The organism is uncultured Peptoniphilus sp. (genome assembly GCF_946998875.1).
Taxonomy (GTDB): Bacteria; Bacillota; Clostridia; order Tissierellales; family Peptoniphilaceae; genus Peptoniphilus_A.
In genome coordinates this window covers 112171-125754 of record NZ_CAMQAY010000003.1, presented here as the reverse complement: position 1 = coordinate 125754, position 13584 = coordinate 112171, and the positions used below count along the sequence as shown (strand labels likewise).

At 33.5% G+C, this 13584-nt stretch carries 14 protein-coding genes; 12 read left to right on the top strand and 2 right to left on the bottom strand.

Annotated elements, in window-relative coordinates; translation table 11 throughout:
• Window positions 1–49 precede the first annotated feature (49 nt).
• Genes cmk through Q0U74_RS02550 form a run of 3 tightly spaced genes read left to right on the top strand, consistent with a single transcriptional unit; the run spans window position 50 to window position 3396 of the window.
• A complete protein-coding gene (gene cmk / locus Q0U74_RS02560) occupies window positions 50–670 on the top strand; it encodes a (d)CMP kinase (RefSeq protein ID WP_297392543.1) in 621 nt (206 codons plus the stop codon).
• Window positions 671–673: 3 nt separating this feature from the next.
• Window positions 674–1264, top strand: coding sequence for a 1-acyl-sn-glycerol-3-phosphate acyltransferase (locus Q0U74_RS02555; protein WP_297392542.1), 591 nt, complete (start codon window positions 674–676; stop codon window positions 1262–1264).
• Window positions 1249–3396 carry a bifunctional 4-hydroxy-3-methylbut-2-enyl diphosphate reductase/30S ribosomal protein S1 gene (locus Q0U74_RS02550; protein WP_297392541.1) on the top strand — a complete coding sequence of 716 codons (2148 nt, stop codon included), beginning with the start codon at window positions 1249–1251 and terminating at the stop codon, window positions 3394–3396. The genes Q0U74_RS02555 and Q0U74_RS02550 overlap by 16 nt, the downstream gene beginning before the upstream one ends.
• A gap of 119 nt (window positions 3397–3515) precedes the next feature.
• Here Q0U74_RS02550 and Q0U74_RS02545 read toward each other — a convergent pair whose 3' ends face one another.
• The gene (locus Q0U74_RS02545) at window positions 3516–4484 is read right to left on the bottom strand and encodes a ribonuclease H-like domain-containing protein (protein ID WP_297392540.1); all 969 of its coding nucleotides are present in this window, start codon (window positions 4482–4484) and stop codon (window positions 3516–3518) included.
• A 141-nt stretch (window positions 4485–4625) separates the two neighbouring features.
• Between Q0U74_RS02545 and Q0U74_RS02540 the strand changes: the two genes are divergently transcribed.
• The 4 genes from Q0U74_RS02540 to Q0U74_RS02525 are packed head-to-tail and all read left to right on the top strand — an operon-like array spanning window position 4626 to window position 8372.
• A complete protein-coding gene (locus tag Q0U74_RS02540) occupies window positions 4626–5771 on the top strand; it encodes a cysteine desulfurase family protein (RefSeq protein ID WP_297392539.1) in 1146 nt (381 codons plus the stop codon).
• 8 nt (window positions 5772–5779) lie between these two features.
• The gene (gene thiI / locus Q0U74_RS02535) at window positions 5780–6961 is read left to right on the top strand and encodes a tRNA uracil 4-sulfurtransferase ThiI (RefSeq protein ID WP_297392538.1); all 1182 of its coding nucleotides are present in this window, start codon (window positions 5780–5782) and stop codon (window positions 6959–6961) included.
• On the top strand, window positions 6951–7523 hold the full coding sequence (locus tag Q0U74_RS02530) for a LemA family protein (protein WP_297392537.1): 573 nt from the start codon (window positions 6951–6953) through the stop codon (window positions 7521–7523). The genes thiI and Q0U74_RS02530 overlap by 11 nt, the downstream gene beginning before the upstream one ends.
• Before the next feature lie 9 nt (window positions 7524–7532).
• The gene (locus tag Q0U74_RS02525) at window positions 7533–8372 is read left to right on the top strand and encodes a YgcG family protein (RefSeq protein WP_297392536.1); all 840 of its coding nucleotides are present in this window, start codon (window positions 7533–7535) and stop codon (window positions 8370–8372) included.
• Here the strand turns inward: Q0U74_RS02525 and Q0U74_RS02520 are convergent.
• Window positions 8369–9079, bottom strand: a complete 711-nt coding sequence (locus Q0U74_RS02520) for a heparan-alpha-glucosaminide N-acetyltransferase (RefSeq protein ID WP_297392535.1) — start codon at window positions 9077–9079, stop codon at window positions 8369–8371. The genes Q0U74_RS02525 and Q0U74_RS02520 overlap by 4 nt on opposite strands.
• Before the next feature lie 208 nt (window positions 9080–9287).
• On the opposite strand from Q0U74_RS02520, the gene Q0U74_RS02515 reads away from it, so the two are divergent.
• Genes Q0U74_RS02515 through Q0U74_RS02495 form a run of 5 tightly spaced genes read left to right on the top strand, consistent with a single transcriptional unit; the run spans window position 9288 to window position 13527 of the window.
• Window positions 9288–9827 (top strand): helix-turn-helix domain-containing protein, encoded by a 540-nt coding sequence (locus Q0U74_RS02515; RefSeq protein WP_297392534.1) that lies wholly within the window; start codon window positions 9288–9290, stop codon window positions 9825–9827.
• A gap of 10 nt (window positions 9828–9837) precedes the next feature.
• The gene (locus tag Q0U74_RS02510) at window positions 9838–10872 is read left to right on the top strand and encodes an ABC transporter ATP-binding protein (protein WP_297392533.1); all 1035 of its coding nucleotides are present in this window, start codon (window positions 9838–9840) and stop codon (window positions 10870–10872) included.
• A complete protein-coding gene (locus Q0U74_RS02505) occupies window positions 10869–11702 on the top strand; it encodes an ABC transporter permease (protein WP_205052457.1) in 834 nt (277 codons plus the stop codon). Before Q0U74_RS02510 ends, Q0U74_RS02505 begins: the two co-directional genes overlap by 4 nt.
• Window positions 11699–12484, top strand: coding sequence for an ABC transporter permease (locus Q0U74_RS02500; protein ID WP_297392532.1), 786 nt, complete (start codon window positions 11699–11701; stop codon window positions 12482–12484). Before Q0U74_RS02505 ends, Q0U74_RS02500 begins: the two co-directional genes overlap by 4 nt.
• Window positions 12481–13527: a PotD/PotF family extracellular solute-binding protein gene (locus Q0U74_RS02495; RefSeq protein WP_297392531.1), complete on the top strand. Its 1047-nt coding sequence runs from the start codon at window positions 12481–12483 to the stop codon at window positions 13525–13527. The genes Q0U74_RS02500 and Q0U74_RS02495 overlap by 4 nt, the downstream gene beginning before the upstream one ends.
• Window positions 13528–13584: the final 57 nt, after the last annotated feature.

Sequence of the window (13584 nt, the reverse complement as noted above, 5' to 3'; positions counted from 1 at the left end):
TTATGTTAATCACTACTATGGATTGTAGTGATTTTTTTTGGAGGTAAAAATGAAAATTGCAATAGATGGACCAGCAGGCTCTGGCAAAAGTTCCATAGCAAAGGAAATAGCAAAAAGACTTGAGATTTTATATATAGATACAGGTGCCATGTACCGTGCCATAACTCTTAAACTTTTAAGGGCAGATGAAAGTGACTATGAAAAAATTTTAAAAGAAACAAAAATAAATTTTGATGGCGAAAAAATTTTTTTAGACGGAAGAGATGTGTCTAAGGAAATTAGGGAAAATGAAATTTCTAATAAAACTTCTGAATTTTCTAAGAAAAAAATTATTAGAGATTACTTGGTAAAGATGCAAAGAGAAATTGCCAAGAATAGAGATGTTGTCATGGAGGGAAGAGACATTGGCTCAGTGGTTTTAAAGGATGCTGAATACAAATTTTTCCTCACAGCAGATGTAGAGACTCGCGCCATGAGAAGGTACAAGCAACTTGGCGACAATAGCCTAAAATTTGAGGATGTCCTTGCCGATTTAAAGGTTAGAGATTACAACGATTCTCACAGAGAAAATTCGCCACTAGTTAAGACTGATGATGCCATTTTAATTGACAGCACAGACTTAAATGCTGAAGAAACTATAGAAAAAATTATTTCATACATTAAAAGGTGATTTATGTTTTACAAATTTGTACAAGTTTTTATTGGATTTTTTGTAAAAATTATATATAGAGTTGAAGTTCTTGGAATAGAAAATATTCCTAGGGAAGACAAAAGACTAATAGTTTGTGGAAATCACAAAAGCAACCTTGACCCAGTGACACTTTCTGCAATTTTTCCAAGGCAAATTCATTGGATGGCAAAAAAAGAACTCTTTCAATATAAAATTCTAGGCGGTTTTTTGAATAAAATGGGAGCCTTTCCCGTGGACAGAAATAATAATGATTTAAAGGCAATAAAGACTGCCCTAAAAATTTTGAAAAATGAAGATGTCCTTGGGATTTTTCCAGAGGCAACTAGGGTTAGTGAAATTGACTATACTAGAATAAAATCAGGCGTGGCACTAATTGCACAAAAAACTAATTCAGAAGTCCTTCCAGTTTATATAGATGGAGACTACAAGCCCTTTAGGAAAACAAGGATTCATTTTAGAAAGCCAGTAAAAATTAATAAGGAAATAAAATATTCTACTGAAGAATTAGAAAATATTTCTCAGGACATAATGAGAATGGTTTATGGTGATGAGATAAAATGGAAATTATTGTAGCAGATGTAAGGGGCTTTTGTGGAGGAGTAAAAAGAGCTGTCAAGATGGCATTTGATAGTGCTGAGGAGGGCGTCTACTCCTATGGCGACTTAGTCCACAATGAATTTGTGGTAAAGGACCTAGAAGATAGGGGTGTAAAAAAAATTGACGACACCCATGTCCATGATTCAAAGGTAATTATAAGAAGTCATGGAGTCCACAAAAAGATTTTAGATGAATTGATAGAAAACAATAATGAGATAATAAATTGCGTGTGCCCCAAAGTAGAAAAAGTTTATAATATAGTAGATAATTTCTACAAAAAAGGTTATAATATAGTAATTGTCGGGAATTATAATCACCCTGAAGTTATAGGGATCAATTCTCGTTGCAATGACTCTGCAACTATTATTTCTAGCTTGGAAGATATAAAAATTCCAGAGGGAAAAATTGTAGTGGTATCACAAACTACAAATAATGTAGAATTTTTTGAAAGTGCAATAAATATTATAAAAGATATTTCAAAAGATGAAGTTTTAGTTTATAATACTATATGTAATGCAACTTTCAAGAGACAAGAGAGTATTAGGGATTTATCAAAAAAAGTTGACGCTGTGATTGTACTTGGCGGCAAAAAATCTTCTAATACAAAAAAACTTGCAGAGATTGCAAAATTAAATTGTAAAAATGTATTTTTAATTCAGTCTATTAAAGACATTGATTTAAATATATTTAAAAAATTTAATAAAATAGGTATTACCGCCGGAGCATCCACACCGGAATCGGTAATCAAGGAGGCTGTTTGTAGGATGGAAAATTTTGACAAAGGTGAGATGATGGAAGCCATTGATAATTCTTTCAAAAGAATTAGAAAGGGCGAAGTAGTAACTGGAGAGGTTTTATATATAACTGATTCAGAAGTAATGGTGAATCTTGGATACAGATCAGATGGTATCATTTCAAAAGATGAACTAGCAGGAGGACCAGATGTTAATCCTCAAGATCTTTATGAACAAGGTCAAGAAATTGATGTATATGTTCTAAAGATGGATGATGGAGATGGCAATGTTGTTCTTTCAACAAAAAGAGTTGCTGATATGAAGATTTGGGATGAAGTTGAAGAACTTTATAACAACAAAGAAAATATCACAGTAACTGTAAAGAACCAAGTAAAGGGTGGTTTAACTGCAGATTACAGAGGATTAAATGTATTTATCCCAGCATCTCATGTTTCTGTTAGATTCCAAAAAGATTTAAGCAAATTCATTGGAGAAGAATTCGAAACTGAAATTATCGATTTTGATAAGAGAAAGAAGAGAATTGTTGTATCCAGAAAGAATGTACTTCAAGAAGAATTAGACAAAGTTCGTGACGAAGTATATGACAAGCTTAAAGAAGGAGACATTATCGAAGGAACTGTACAAAGACTAACTAACTTTGGTGCCTTTGTAGACGTTGGAGGAGTAGATGGACTTATCCATATCTCTGAACTTTCATGGAACAGAGTAAAGCACCCTTCAGATGTTGTAGCACCTGGAGATGTAGTTAAAGTACAAGTTCTAAATGTTGATAAAGAAAAAAATAGAATTGCACTTGGACTAAAACAAACTATGGAAAAACCATGGGATGTATTTACAAGTGAAGTTAAAGTTGGCGATGTAGTTAAGGGTAAAGTAGTTAACCTTCTTGACTTTGGTGCCTTCGTAAGACTTGAACAAGGCGTTGATGGACTTCTTCATGTATCTCAAATTTCAAGAGAACATGTTGAAAAACCACAAGACAAACTTTCTATTGGCGAAGAAGTTACAGTTAAAGTAACTGACATTGATGAAGAAAATCAAAAGATTTCTCTTTCTATCAAGGCTCTAATTGAACCTGAAGAAAAAGAAGAATCTGAAGAAGCTAAACCAAGAGAAAGAAAACCAAGAAGAGAAAGAAAGCCAGCTCCAAAGAGAGAAAAGAAAATTGAAGAACCAAAACAAGATGACTTCAACATGACTATTGGAGAAATGCTAGGACTTAACTTCGCTGATGCAGAATTAGATTCTGAAATTATTGAAGATGAAAAAGAACTTGCTGATTCAGAAGAAACTGAATCAACAGAAGTTCATGAAGAAGTAAAAGAAGAATCTGAAGAATCAACTGAAGAATAATTTTATATAAAATTAGAGAGAGTTTACTCTCTCTTTTTTTTGAATTTATTCAAATTTTAAAAGGAGATGTTCTTGAATAGTTAGCTATTCTTAAACATCTCCTTTTGCTTTTTTATTATTTACTTACTTAATTCTCTTACTATAATTTTTCTCATTAATTCCACTTGGTTTTTGAACTTGTGGTTTTTGTAGTAGAGGATTTGAATTTGTGGTGGACTTTTTATTTTGCTTGGGTTTGTCAAGTCAAAGTCCAAGCCTTTTTTCTTTACATAGTAGCAAGAATTTTTGTCATCATAAAGTCCGTCCTCTGTATTTATTTTTAAGGAAAAATTTTTAGGTTCTTCCTTAATTTTTCCTTGTTCGCAAATTTTTTCTTCTTCCTCAAGACCACTTATCTCAATTGTGTATAATTCATTGTTGGAGAAATAGTCGGATCCGTAATTTGTGACGCCAGATATTTCTAGCTTGTTATCCAAAAGTTTTATGTCTCTTATAAAAAATGTGAAGTCTAAAATTTTTAGGGAGAGATTTTTTTCAAGATTTTCTTTTATTTTTGCGTCAAGTAATATTAAGTTTTCCAGGCTCATAAAATTATAAGCTAAAATTTTTTCTATAGCAGACCTATCGCCCTCTAGGTAATTTTTAAAGAGGGATTTTATTTTTATGCCCTGGTATTCTTTTTGCTCTTTTAAATTTTCTAGTCCAATAAATTTTTCTAGAAGATTTTTATTGGAGTGGGAATCTAAATTAAAGATGAAGTTGTATTTTTTTGTCACTTCTTGCAAGTCTATGAGTTTTAAGTCAAGGTCTCTATTAAAATAAAATTTTACTTTTTCTCTTATAAAGGGAAGGTCGAAGGTCTTGCCAGAGTAAGTTACAAATTCTTTTCCTTCAAGGATAGGCATGACTTCTTCCAACAAATTTTTTTCCTCCTTTAAATTTTCTAAATAAAAAGTTTTTAGGACATCTCTATTTTTTTCCACAAGGCTCACTACAATAATTGAATCTATTTCTCGTGATAAGCCCGATGTTTCTATTTTTAAATAATTTTCCCTAGATTTTATTATTTTTCTTTCCAATTTTTTCATCCTATCACCACTTCAAGTATATCATTAAAACATTTATAAATTTAAAAATTTTCCCTCAAGTTCCAATCTAAATAGAGATAGAAGGACACTTCATGTTATAGTATAATGTATTAGAAAGAAATTATGATAGAAGGAAGATATATGATTTATTTAGATAATTGTGCGACGACAAAACCTGATAGGGAAGTTGTTGATGTCATGATGAAGGCTCTCACAGAGGACTTTGCCAACCCTTCATCTCTTCACAGCTTCGGCTTAAAGGTGGAAAAGAAAATTGAAGAGGCAAGGAAAAATGCTGCTGAGCTTATTGGTGCTCAGGCAGATGAAATTTATTTTACCTCTGGCGGAACTGAGAGCAACAACATTGCAGTTCACGGTTCCATTTTAAAAAACAAGAGGAAGGGCAAGAAGATAATCACTTCTGCCATTGAACACGCATCTATTGACGACCAATTTAAGCACTACAAGGAATTGGGTTACGAAGTAGTTTATCTTGATGTAGACGAGACTGGCGCTGTTGATTTGGAAAAGTTTAAAGAGGAAGTAAATGATGACACTATTTTAGTTTCTCTAATCTATGTTCACAACGAGCTCGGCACTGTCAATAAGGTGAAAGAACTTTTTGAAATTACCAAGGCAAAAAACAAGGATATTTTATGTCACGTTGATGGAGTTCAAGCTGTTGGGAAAATTCCTGTAAATGTTAAGGACTTGGGCTGCGATACTTTTTCTTTTTCTTCCCACAAGATTTATGGACCAAAGGGTATGGGAGCTCTTTACAAAAGACGCGATTTAAACATTGAAAGTCTTGTAATCGGTGGAGGTCAAGAGAAGGGACTAAGATCTGGTACAGAAAATGTTCCTGGAATTCTTGGTTTTGGCAAGGCTTGCCAGCTTACTAAGAGAGATTTAGACAAGAGACTTAGCCACGCCAAGGAAATTAAGGCATATCTTTTAAAGAAACTAGAAGAAAATTTAGAGGACTACAGAATAAACACTCCAGAAAATGCCACAGATTTTATTGTTTCTCTTTCAATTTTAGACATCAGGGCAGAGGTCCTTCTTCACTACTTAGAGGGCGATGAAATTTATATTTCCACTGCATCTGCCTGCACATCTAATGGTACTCACAAGTCCACAACCTTAAAGGCAATTGGTCTTTCAAATAAATACTCTGAAGGCACAATAAGAATTTGCACTTCCAAGGACACTACAAAAGAGGACATAGATATTTTTGTGGAAAAACTTATGAAGTATGTAAGTGAAATCAGAAAGATAATGAGATAGGTGATAGAATGAAAAGAGTTATGGCACTCTCCCTTGGAGAGCTTGTCCTAAAGGGTAAAAACAGGTATAAATTTGTAAATAAACTTATTTCCACTATAAAGAGAAATTTGAGAAATCTTGATCATGGTAAAATTTATCAAAATATGGGCAAGGTCTATGTTGAACTTGTAACAGATAATGAAGAAAAGATGATTAATAGGCTTAAACATGTCTTTGGCATTGTCTACATTGCGCCATGCTATGTTGTGGAAACCGACAAGGAAAAGATTGAAGAAGCTGTAATAAAAATTGTAGATGAAACTTTGAAAAAAAATCCATCTTACAAAACTTTTAAGGTTAAGACCAATAGGGGCGATAAGTCCTTTCCACTTAATTCCATGGAAATTTCTGCAAAAATTGGTGGCGTCATCTTAAAAAATTTTGACATAAAGGTTGATGTTCATGAGCCTGACTTTTTTGTTTATTGTGATTTGAAAAAGGATACCTATATTTATGTAGATAAGATTAAAGCTCACGGTGGACTTCCATCTGGCACAAATGGCAGGGGACTACTTCTTCTTTCAGGAGGTATTGATTCTCCAGTAGCAGGATTTTTAATGGCAAAAAGAGGCGTCCTTGTAGACTGCTTGCATTTCCATTCCTATCCTTTTACATCTGAAAGAGGAGAAGAAAAGGTCAAAAAACTTGCAGAGGACATTTCAAGTTTTTCTGGTCAACTTACTTTTTATTCTGTAAATATTTTGGACATTCAAAAGGAAATAAACATAAATTGTCCTGAAGATGAAATGACTATTATCTCTCGTAGATTTATGATGAGAATTGCAGATAAAATTGCTAGAGAAAATGGCTACGACTGCATTATCACTGGCGAAAACCTTGGACAAGTTGCATCACAAACTATAGACGGTTTGAAGGTTACTAATGATATTACAGATAAATTGGTCTTTAGACCACTTATTGGCATGGATAAGGTAAATATTATTGATATTGCCAAGGACATTGATACTTATGAGACATCTATTCTTCCTTTTGAGGATTGCTGCACAGTATTTTTGCCAAAACATCCACTTTTAACGCCAAGTGTAGAGGGAATAGAAAAGTCTGAAGAGCCACTTGACTGCGAAAAACTTGTAGATGAAGCTTTAAGTAAAATAGAAATAAGTAAAATAGGAGGAGATTATGAAGAATAAGAACAGAGGTGCTGTTGGGATTATTGCCATAATTGCTATAGTAGTTGTGCTTGCAATTTTCTTCGGCGGCCAATGGAACAAACTAGTTAAACTAGATGAAGATGTTAATGGTGCTTGGGCACAAGTTCAAAACCAAGTTAAAAGGCGTGCAGATTTAATTCCTAACGTTGTAGAAACAGTAAAGGGTTATGCTTCTCACGAAAAGGATACTTTCACTGAAATCACTAAGGCTCGTGCTGGTATTAATGAAGCATCTACACCAAAGGAACTTGCAGAAGCCAATGATAATTTGACAGAAGCTATAGGAAGACTTAATGTAGTTGTTGAAAATTATCCTGAACTAAAGGCAAATCAAAACTTCTTAGACCTACAAGCTCAACTTGAAGGCACAGAAAATAGAATTGCAACTGAAAGAATGAGATATAACGAGACAGTTAAACTTTACAATCAAAAAGTTAGAAGATTTCCAACTGCTATTATTGCAAAAATTTTAGGCTTTGGACCAAGAGATTATTTTGAAGTTTCAGAAAAGGACAATAAAGTACCAGAAGTTAAATTTTAGGTGATTAAAATGAAAAAATTGTTAGCTACAATTTTATTTGCCTTCACCCTAGTCTTTAATGTCTATGCCTTTGACAAAAGTGAAATGTCCTACAATGTTTATGACGAAACAAATACTCTAAGCCAAGAGTCCATTGATTATCTCAACAAGACCACTTATGATCTTAAAAAGAAAACTGGTGGAGAAATTGCCATTGTAATCGTTAAGGATTTGGAAGGCTATTCACTAGAAGAGTATGGCACAAAGATTTTTAATGACATAAAAATTGGCGACAAGGATAAGGACAATGGCGTTCTCATGCTTGTGGCACTTTTAGATGAAAATAATAGATATGTAAGAATCGAGACTGGCTATGGCTCTGAAGGTTTTATACCCGATGCCTATGCCTCAAGAATTATAAGGGCAATGGGAAAAGTTGTCTCTGAAAATGAAGGTGACAGACCCTTTGAAAAGGCAGTCCTTGAAGGCTATGCTCAGCTAATAAAATTATATGAAGGGGAATATTATGTGGATATTGTGGCAAGAGAGCCACAGGAAGAAATTGATTATTCATCTGATGAAGGTGAAGGTAATCTATTTATATCAAGTTTTCCTATATTGAGAATAATTTTAATTCTTTTTATAATTTCGCTTATTTTTAGAAATAAGAATGATGGAGGCGGAAGAGGATCTGGCGGCAGAAGAAGACGCCCTGTAATTTTCTGGGGACCAGGAAGCTTCGGAGGTGGATACGGTGGCTTCGGAGGCTCAGGAGGTTTTGGAGGCTCTGGAGGCTTCGGTGGCGGAGGCTTTGGAGGCTTCGGCGGCGGAGGATCTTCTGGTGGCGGTGGCGCCAGTGGAGGAATCTAATTAAAGCTAAAGATTAGAGAGAAAACTCCAATTAAAATAATTTGATGAAGAAAATATATTAAAAGAGAATGCCTACCCATGACATTGATAAAGCATGGGGAGGCTTCTTTTTTTGTAAATTTTACAAAATCAAAGAGGAAGTAGCCCATGTAAAAGAGAAATATCCAGGGAATTATTGGGAAATAATCGCCTGAATAAAAATTTTCGCCAGGCAAACCTAGAAAAAATAAATTTAAGCTGTAAAAAGATTTTGGGACAAGAATTTTTCCAAAGAAAATACTTCCGTAGTAAATTTTTTTAAGTGTGACAAATAAAATTGTGTTGAGAATAAGTCCAAGCCTTGGATTTATTTTTTTTATGTAATTTTTTAAGAGCATGTGAATTAATGTTGCAACTGCAAAAAAGTGAATTACGCCAAAATAAATTGCATCATCTCTTGAAAAGATGTAGGAGCCAAGGGTGATTAAGATAGAAAGTCCAGTCAAAATCAAAAATTTTTTCTTAAAATTATTTGAAAAATGACTTGAGTAACCTGAAATCAAAATAAAGGAAATGCAAATATATTGTTGGTAGTAGTAAAAGTCGTGGTTGAAGTTAAAGCCGTAAAAATTTTCAAGGTCAAAGAGTCCGTGAAAAATTATCATATTTATAATTGTAAAGCCACGCAAAAAATCTATGGCATTGTATCTTTTTTTTCTTGTATCCATGTAACACCTCTGGAAAAATTATAACACAAGGAAGAATTATATTTTAGGAATAAATTTAGGTAGAAATTTTAATAATTTGAGTAAATTATATTTAACAAAAAATTTACTTTATTAAATAGCCCAAATCTATTGACATTAATATCTTTAACAATTATACTCTAATGAGTTTAATAATTTAAGTAATTTGTTTAATATTATAGGTGATGGAATGGATATTGGAAATAAAATAAGAGATATGAGAATTGAAAAAGGTCTTACCCAGGAAGAATTGGCTGACAGGTCAGAACTTACTAAGGGCTTTATTTCGCAAATCGAAAGAGACTTGACATCGCCATCAGTTGATTCTCTTTTAGATATTTTGGAAGCCCTAGGGACAGATCCTTCACACTTCTTTAAGAGAGATGAAAATGAAAAAATTACCTTCAAAGATGAAGATTTTTTTGAAAGTGAAAATGAAGAGCTTGGCTATATCCTTGATTGGGTGGTGCCCAATGCACAAAAAAATCAAATGGAGCCCATGCGAATAAAGATCAGCCCAGGTGGTAAATCTAAAGAGATTTCTCCCTACGAGGGCGAGGAGTTCGGATATGTCATAAGGGGGAGTGTGACTCTCATTTATGGCAATGAACAATACAAGATTAGGAAGGGCGAAAGTTTTTATTTTAAGGCAAATAGCTCTCACTATTTAAAGAATGATGGAAAGCTTGAAACTGAGATTTTGTGGATTTCATCTCCACCAAATTTTTAGGCGGTGAATTATGGAAAATTATGTAATTGAATTAAAAAATGTGACAAAATCTTTTGGAGACAATGTTATTTTAAAGGATTTTGATTTTAAGGTTAAAAAAGATGAATTCTTAACAATTTTAGGTCCTTCTGGCTGTGGTAAAACTACGATATTAAGACTTATTGGTGGCTTTGAAGAACCTGATGAGGGGAAAATTCTTTTCAATGGAGAAGATATTACTAATAAAGAGCCCTATGAGAGAAAAATCAACACAGTTTTTCAAAAATATGCCCTCTTTCCACACATGAATGTCTACAACAACATTGCCTTCGGCCTTAATATTAAAAAAATGGACAAAAAGATTATAAAGGAAAAGGTAAAAGAAGTTTTAAAACTTGTAAACCTTGTTGGCTTTGAAAATAGAGAAATTGAATCCCTATCTGGTGGTCAGCAACAGAGAATTGCCATTGCAAGAGCTCTTGTAAATGAACCCGAAGTTCTCCTTCTTGATGAACCTCTTGGTGCCCTTGACTTAAAACTTAGACAAGCAATGCAGATTGAGCTTAAAAGAATTCAAAAAAGTGTTGGCATAACTTTTATTTATGTAACTCACGACCAAGAAGAGGCACTCTCCATGAGTGACACTGTTGTCGTCTTAAATAATGGTGAAATTCAACAAATGGATAGTCCTTTAAATATTTACAACGAGCCAAAAAATGCCTTCGTTGCAGATTTTATTGGCGAATCAAATATTATCAAGGCGAAGATGCTTCGTGACTTTAAGGTAAGATTTTTAGATTACGACTTTACTTGCGTGGACAGTGGTTTTAAGGACATGGAAGATGTTGAAGTAGTTGTAAGACCTGAAGATGTGCTCTTAGTAGATGAAAATTATCAAATTGAGGGAACTGTGACAAGTCTTGTCTTTAAGGGTGTTCACTATGAGATGACTGTGGATGTAGATGGTTACTCCATGCTTGTGCAATCAACAGAAAAGAGAGAAGTGGGTGAAAAGACAGGCATAATTATAAAGCCTGATCTAATCCATGTAATGAGGTTGATATGAAAAAATTTTCACTAATTTATTTATTTTGGGGACTAATTTTTATTGTACTGCCACTATTTTTAATACTTGCTCATGCCCTAAGTTCAAATACAGATTTATCTGAATTTGCCTTTACTCTTGACAACTTTTCAAGATTTTTTGAACCTTTATATGTAAAAATTTTAATAACTTCACTAATTCTTGCTGGTCTATCAACAATTTTATGCTTAATTGTTGGTTATCCAGTTGCCTATATTATTTCAAAGATGAGTGAAAAAGTTAGAAATAACATGATTTTAATTTTCATAATTCCCATGTGGATGAATTTCTTACTAAGGACTTACGCTTGGCTAACTCTTCTCGGCAACAAGGGACTTATAAATAAATTTATTGGACTTTTTGGACTGGGACCTTGGGATCTTATGTATAATTCCAAGGCAATTATGATAGGCATGGTTTATAACTTCTTGCCCTTTATGGTTCTTCCCATTTACACAGTCCTCTTAAAAATGGATCAAAAATTAATTGAAGCAGCCAAGGACCTAGGAGCAAATGACTTTGAAGTTTTCACAAAAGTTATTTTTCCGCTATCACTTCCTGGCATTTACACTGGCATAACTATGGTATTTATTCCAGCAATTTCTACTTTCGTAGTGCCTAACCTACTTGGTGGAAACAACTTCTACTTAATAGGTAACTTAATCGAAAAACAATTTACTTTCACAGGAGATTGGGGCTTTGGCTCTGCCATTTCCATGATTTTAATTGTAATTATGCTTTTGATTTTAGTTGTGCCAAAACTATTTAACAAAAAAATTAAAACTGGAGATTTGGGAGGGGATATATTTTGAAAAAAATAATTGATAGAATTTATTTATTTTTGATTTTTGTATTCTTGTACGCTCCCATAGTAATTCTCGTTGTCTTTAGTTTTAACAATTCAAAACTAAGGGGTTCCTGGGCAGGCTTTACCTTAAAGTGGTACAAAAATTTATTTAATGACCCAGCAATTTTATCCTCCCTTTGGACAACAATTTTTGTGGCTCTTGTGGCGACAATAATTTCCACAGTAGTTGGTACAATTTCAGCCATAGCCATAAATGAACTTAGAGGATTTAAGAAGGATGCAATCTTAAATATAAATTATCTTCCAGTAATAAACCCAGACATAGTAACAGCTGTGGCCCTAATGGGCTTATTTGGACTCTTTAATATAAGAATGGGATACACAACTATGATAATTTCACACATAGTCTTTTGCATTCCCTATGTAATTTTGTCAATTTTGCCAAAATTAAATCAATTGCAAAAAAATACTCTTGAGGCAGCCCTAGATTTAGGCGCCACGCCAGCTTATGCAATCCTTCATGTGGTAATTCCACAAATTAAACCTGCAATACTTACGGGAGCCTTGATGTCCTTTACACTTTCCATTGACGATTTTGTAATTTCCTTCTTCAACACTGGACAAGGAGTTTCAAACTTATCAATTACAATTTATTCCATGGCGAGAAAGGGAATCAATCCGTCAATAAATGCAGTATCAACGCTTATGCTAGTATCTCTCTTGATTTTACTTGTTATAATTAACAAGAGAAGCGAAAAAAATAAAAAATTTGAGGTGGAAATATGAAAAAAATAATTTTAGCCCTATCAGTCTTAATGCTTTTGACTTTAAGTGCTTGTGGCAAAAAAGACCAAGCAAAGGAAGAAATTTATGTTTACAACTGGGGCGAATACATCGACCCATCTATTTTAAAGGATTTCCAAAAGGAAACTGGAATAAAAGTAAATTATGACACTTACGCTTCCAACGAAGACCTTTACATTAAGATGACACAATCACAAGACAAGTACGATGTAATTGTGCCAAGTGATTACATGATTGAAAGACTTATTAAGGAAGGCTTGATCCAAGAAATTAATTTCAAAAACATTCCAAACTTTGCTGGAGTTGAGGACATTTTAAAAAATCCAAGCTTTGACCCAGAAAATAAATATTCTGTGCCATACTTCTGGGGAACTGTGGGAATTGTCTATAACAAAAAAGAAGTGACAGATAAAGTTGATTCATGGAATATTTTATGGAATGAAAAATATAAAGACCAAATAATTATGTATAATTCTCAAAGAGATACTTTAGGTCTTGCCCTAAAAAGACTTGGCTACTCACTAAATTCAACAAATGAAAAGGAACTTGAAGAAGCTAAAAAATCTCTTATTGAGCAAAAACCACTTGTATATGCTTACCTTGATGACGATGGAAGAGATGTAGTTGTGCAAGGAGATGCAAACTTATCTGTAATGTATTCAGGCGATGCCCTTCTTATGATGCAACAAAATGAAGATTTAGATTATGTAGTGCCAAAGGAAGGCTCAAATATTTGGTACGACTCCATGGTAATTCCAAAGAATGCACAAAATGTTTCTGGAGCAGAAAAATTTATAAATTACATGCTTAAGCCTGAAGTCCAAGCAAAAAATGCAGAACACTGCGTTGGCTACACTTCACCAGTTAAGGGCGTAAAGGAACTTCTTCCAGATGAAATCAAAAATTCAAAGGTTGCCTATCCAGACATAGACTTACTTCCACCACTTGAAGCTTTTAGAGACCTTGGCGACTTTATAAAAGTTTACGATAGAATTTGGACAGAAATAAATGCTTCCAATCTTTAATATGCTAATAAATTTGTTTATTTTAGGACCTTCATGTGATATCATATAGTATAAGCG

Excerpts from the sequence above, each read along its gene's own strand:
- thiI (WP_297392538.1), top strand. The coding sequence starts at position 5,780 with ATGAAAAGAGTTATGGCACTCTCCCTTGGAGAGCTTGTCCTAAAGGGT.
- Q0U74_RS02495 (WP_297392531.1), top strand. The coding sequence starts at position 12,481 with ATGAAAAAAATAATTTTAGCCCTATCAGTCTTAATGCTTTTGACTTTA.
- Q0U74_RS02545 (WP_297392540.1), bottom strand. The coding sequence starts at position 4,484 with ATGAAAAAATTGGAAAGAAAAATAATAAAATCTAGGGAAAATTATTTA.
- Q0U74_RS02515 (WP_297392534.1), top strand. The coding sequence starts at position 9,288 with ATGGATATTGGAAATAAAATAAGAGATATGAGAATTGAAAAAGGTCTT.
- Q0U74_RS02525 (WP_297392536.1), top strand. The coding sequence starts at position 7,533 with ATGAAAAAATTGTTAGCTACAATTTTATTTGCCTTCACCCTAGTCTTT.
- Q0U74_RS02505 (WP_205052457.1), top strand. The coding sequence starts at position 10,869 with ATGAAAAAATTTTCACTAATTTATTTATTTTGGGGACTAATTTTTATT.
- Q0U74_RS02520 (WP_297392535.1), bottom strand. The coding sequence starts at position 9,079 with ATGGATACAAGAAAAAAAAGATACAATGCCATAGATTTTTTGCGTGGC.
- Q0U74_RS02540 (WP_297392539.1), top strand. The coding sequence starts at position 4,626 with ATGATTTATTTAGATAATTGTGCGACGACAAAACCTGATAGGGAAGTT.
- cmk (WP_297392543.1), top strand. The coding sequence starts at position 50 with ATGAAAATTGCAATAGATGGACCAGCAGGCTCTGGCAAAAGTTCCATA.
- Q0U74_RS02510 (WP_297392533.1), top strand. The coding sequence starts at position 9,838 with ATGGAAAATTATGTAATTGAATTAAAAAATGTGACAAAATCTTTTGGA.
- Q0U74_RS02550 (WP_297392541.1), top strand. The coding sequence starts at position 1,249 with ATGGAAATTATTGTAGCAGATGTAAGGGGCTTTTGTGGAGGAGTAAAA.
- Q0U74_RS02530 (WP_297392537.1), top strand. The coding sequence starts at position 6,951 with ATGAAGAATAAGAACAGAGGTGCTGTTGGGATTATTGCCATAATTGCT.
- Q0U74_RS02555 (WP_297392542.1), top strand. The coding sequence starts at position 674 with ATGTTTTACAAATTTGTACAAGTTTTTATTGGATTTTTTGTAAAAATT.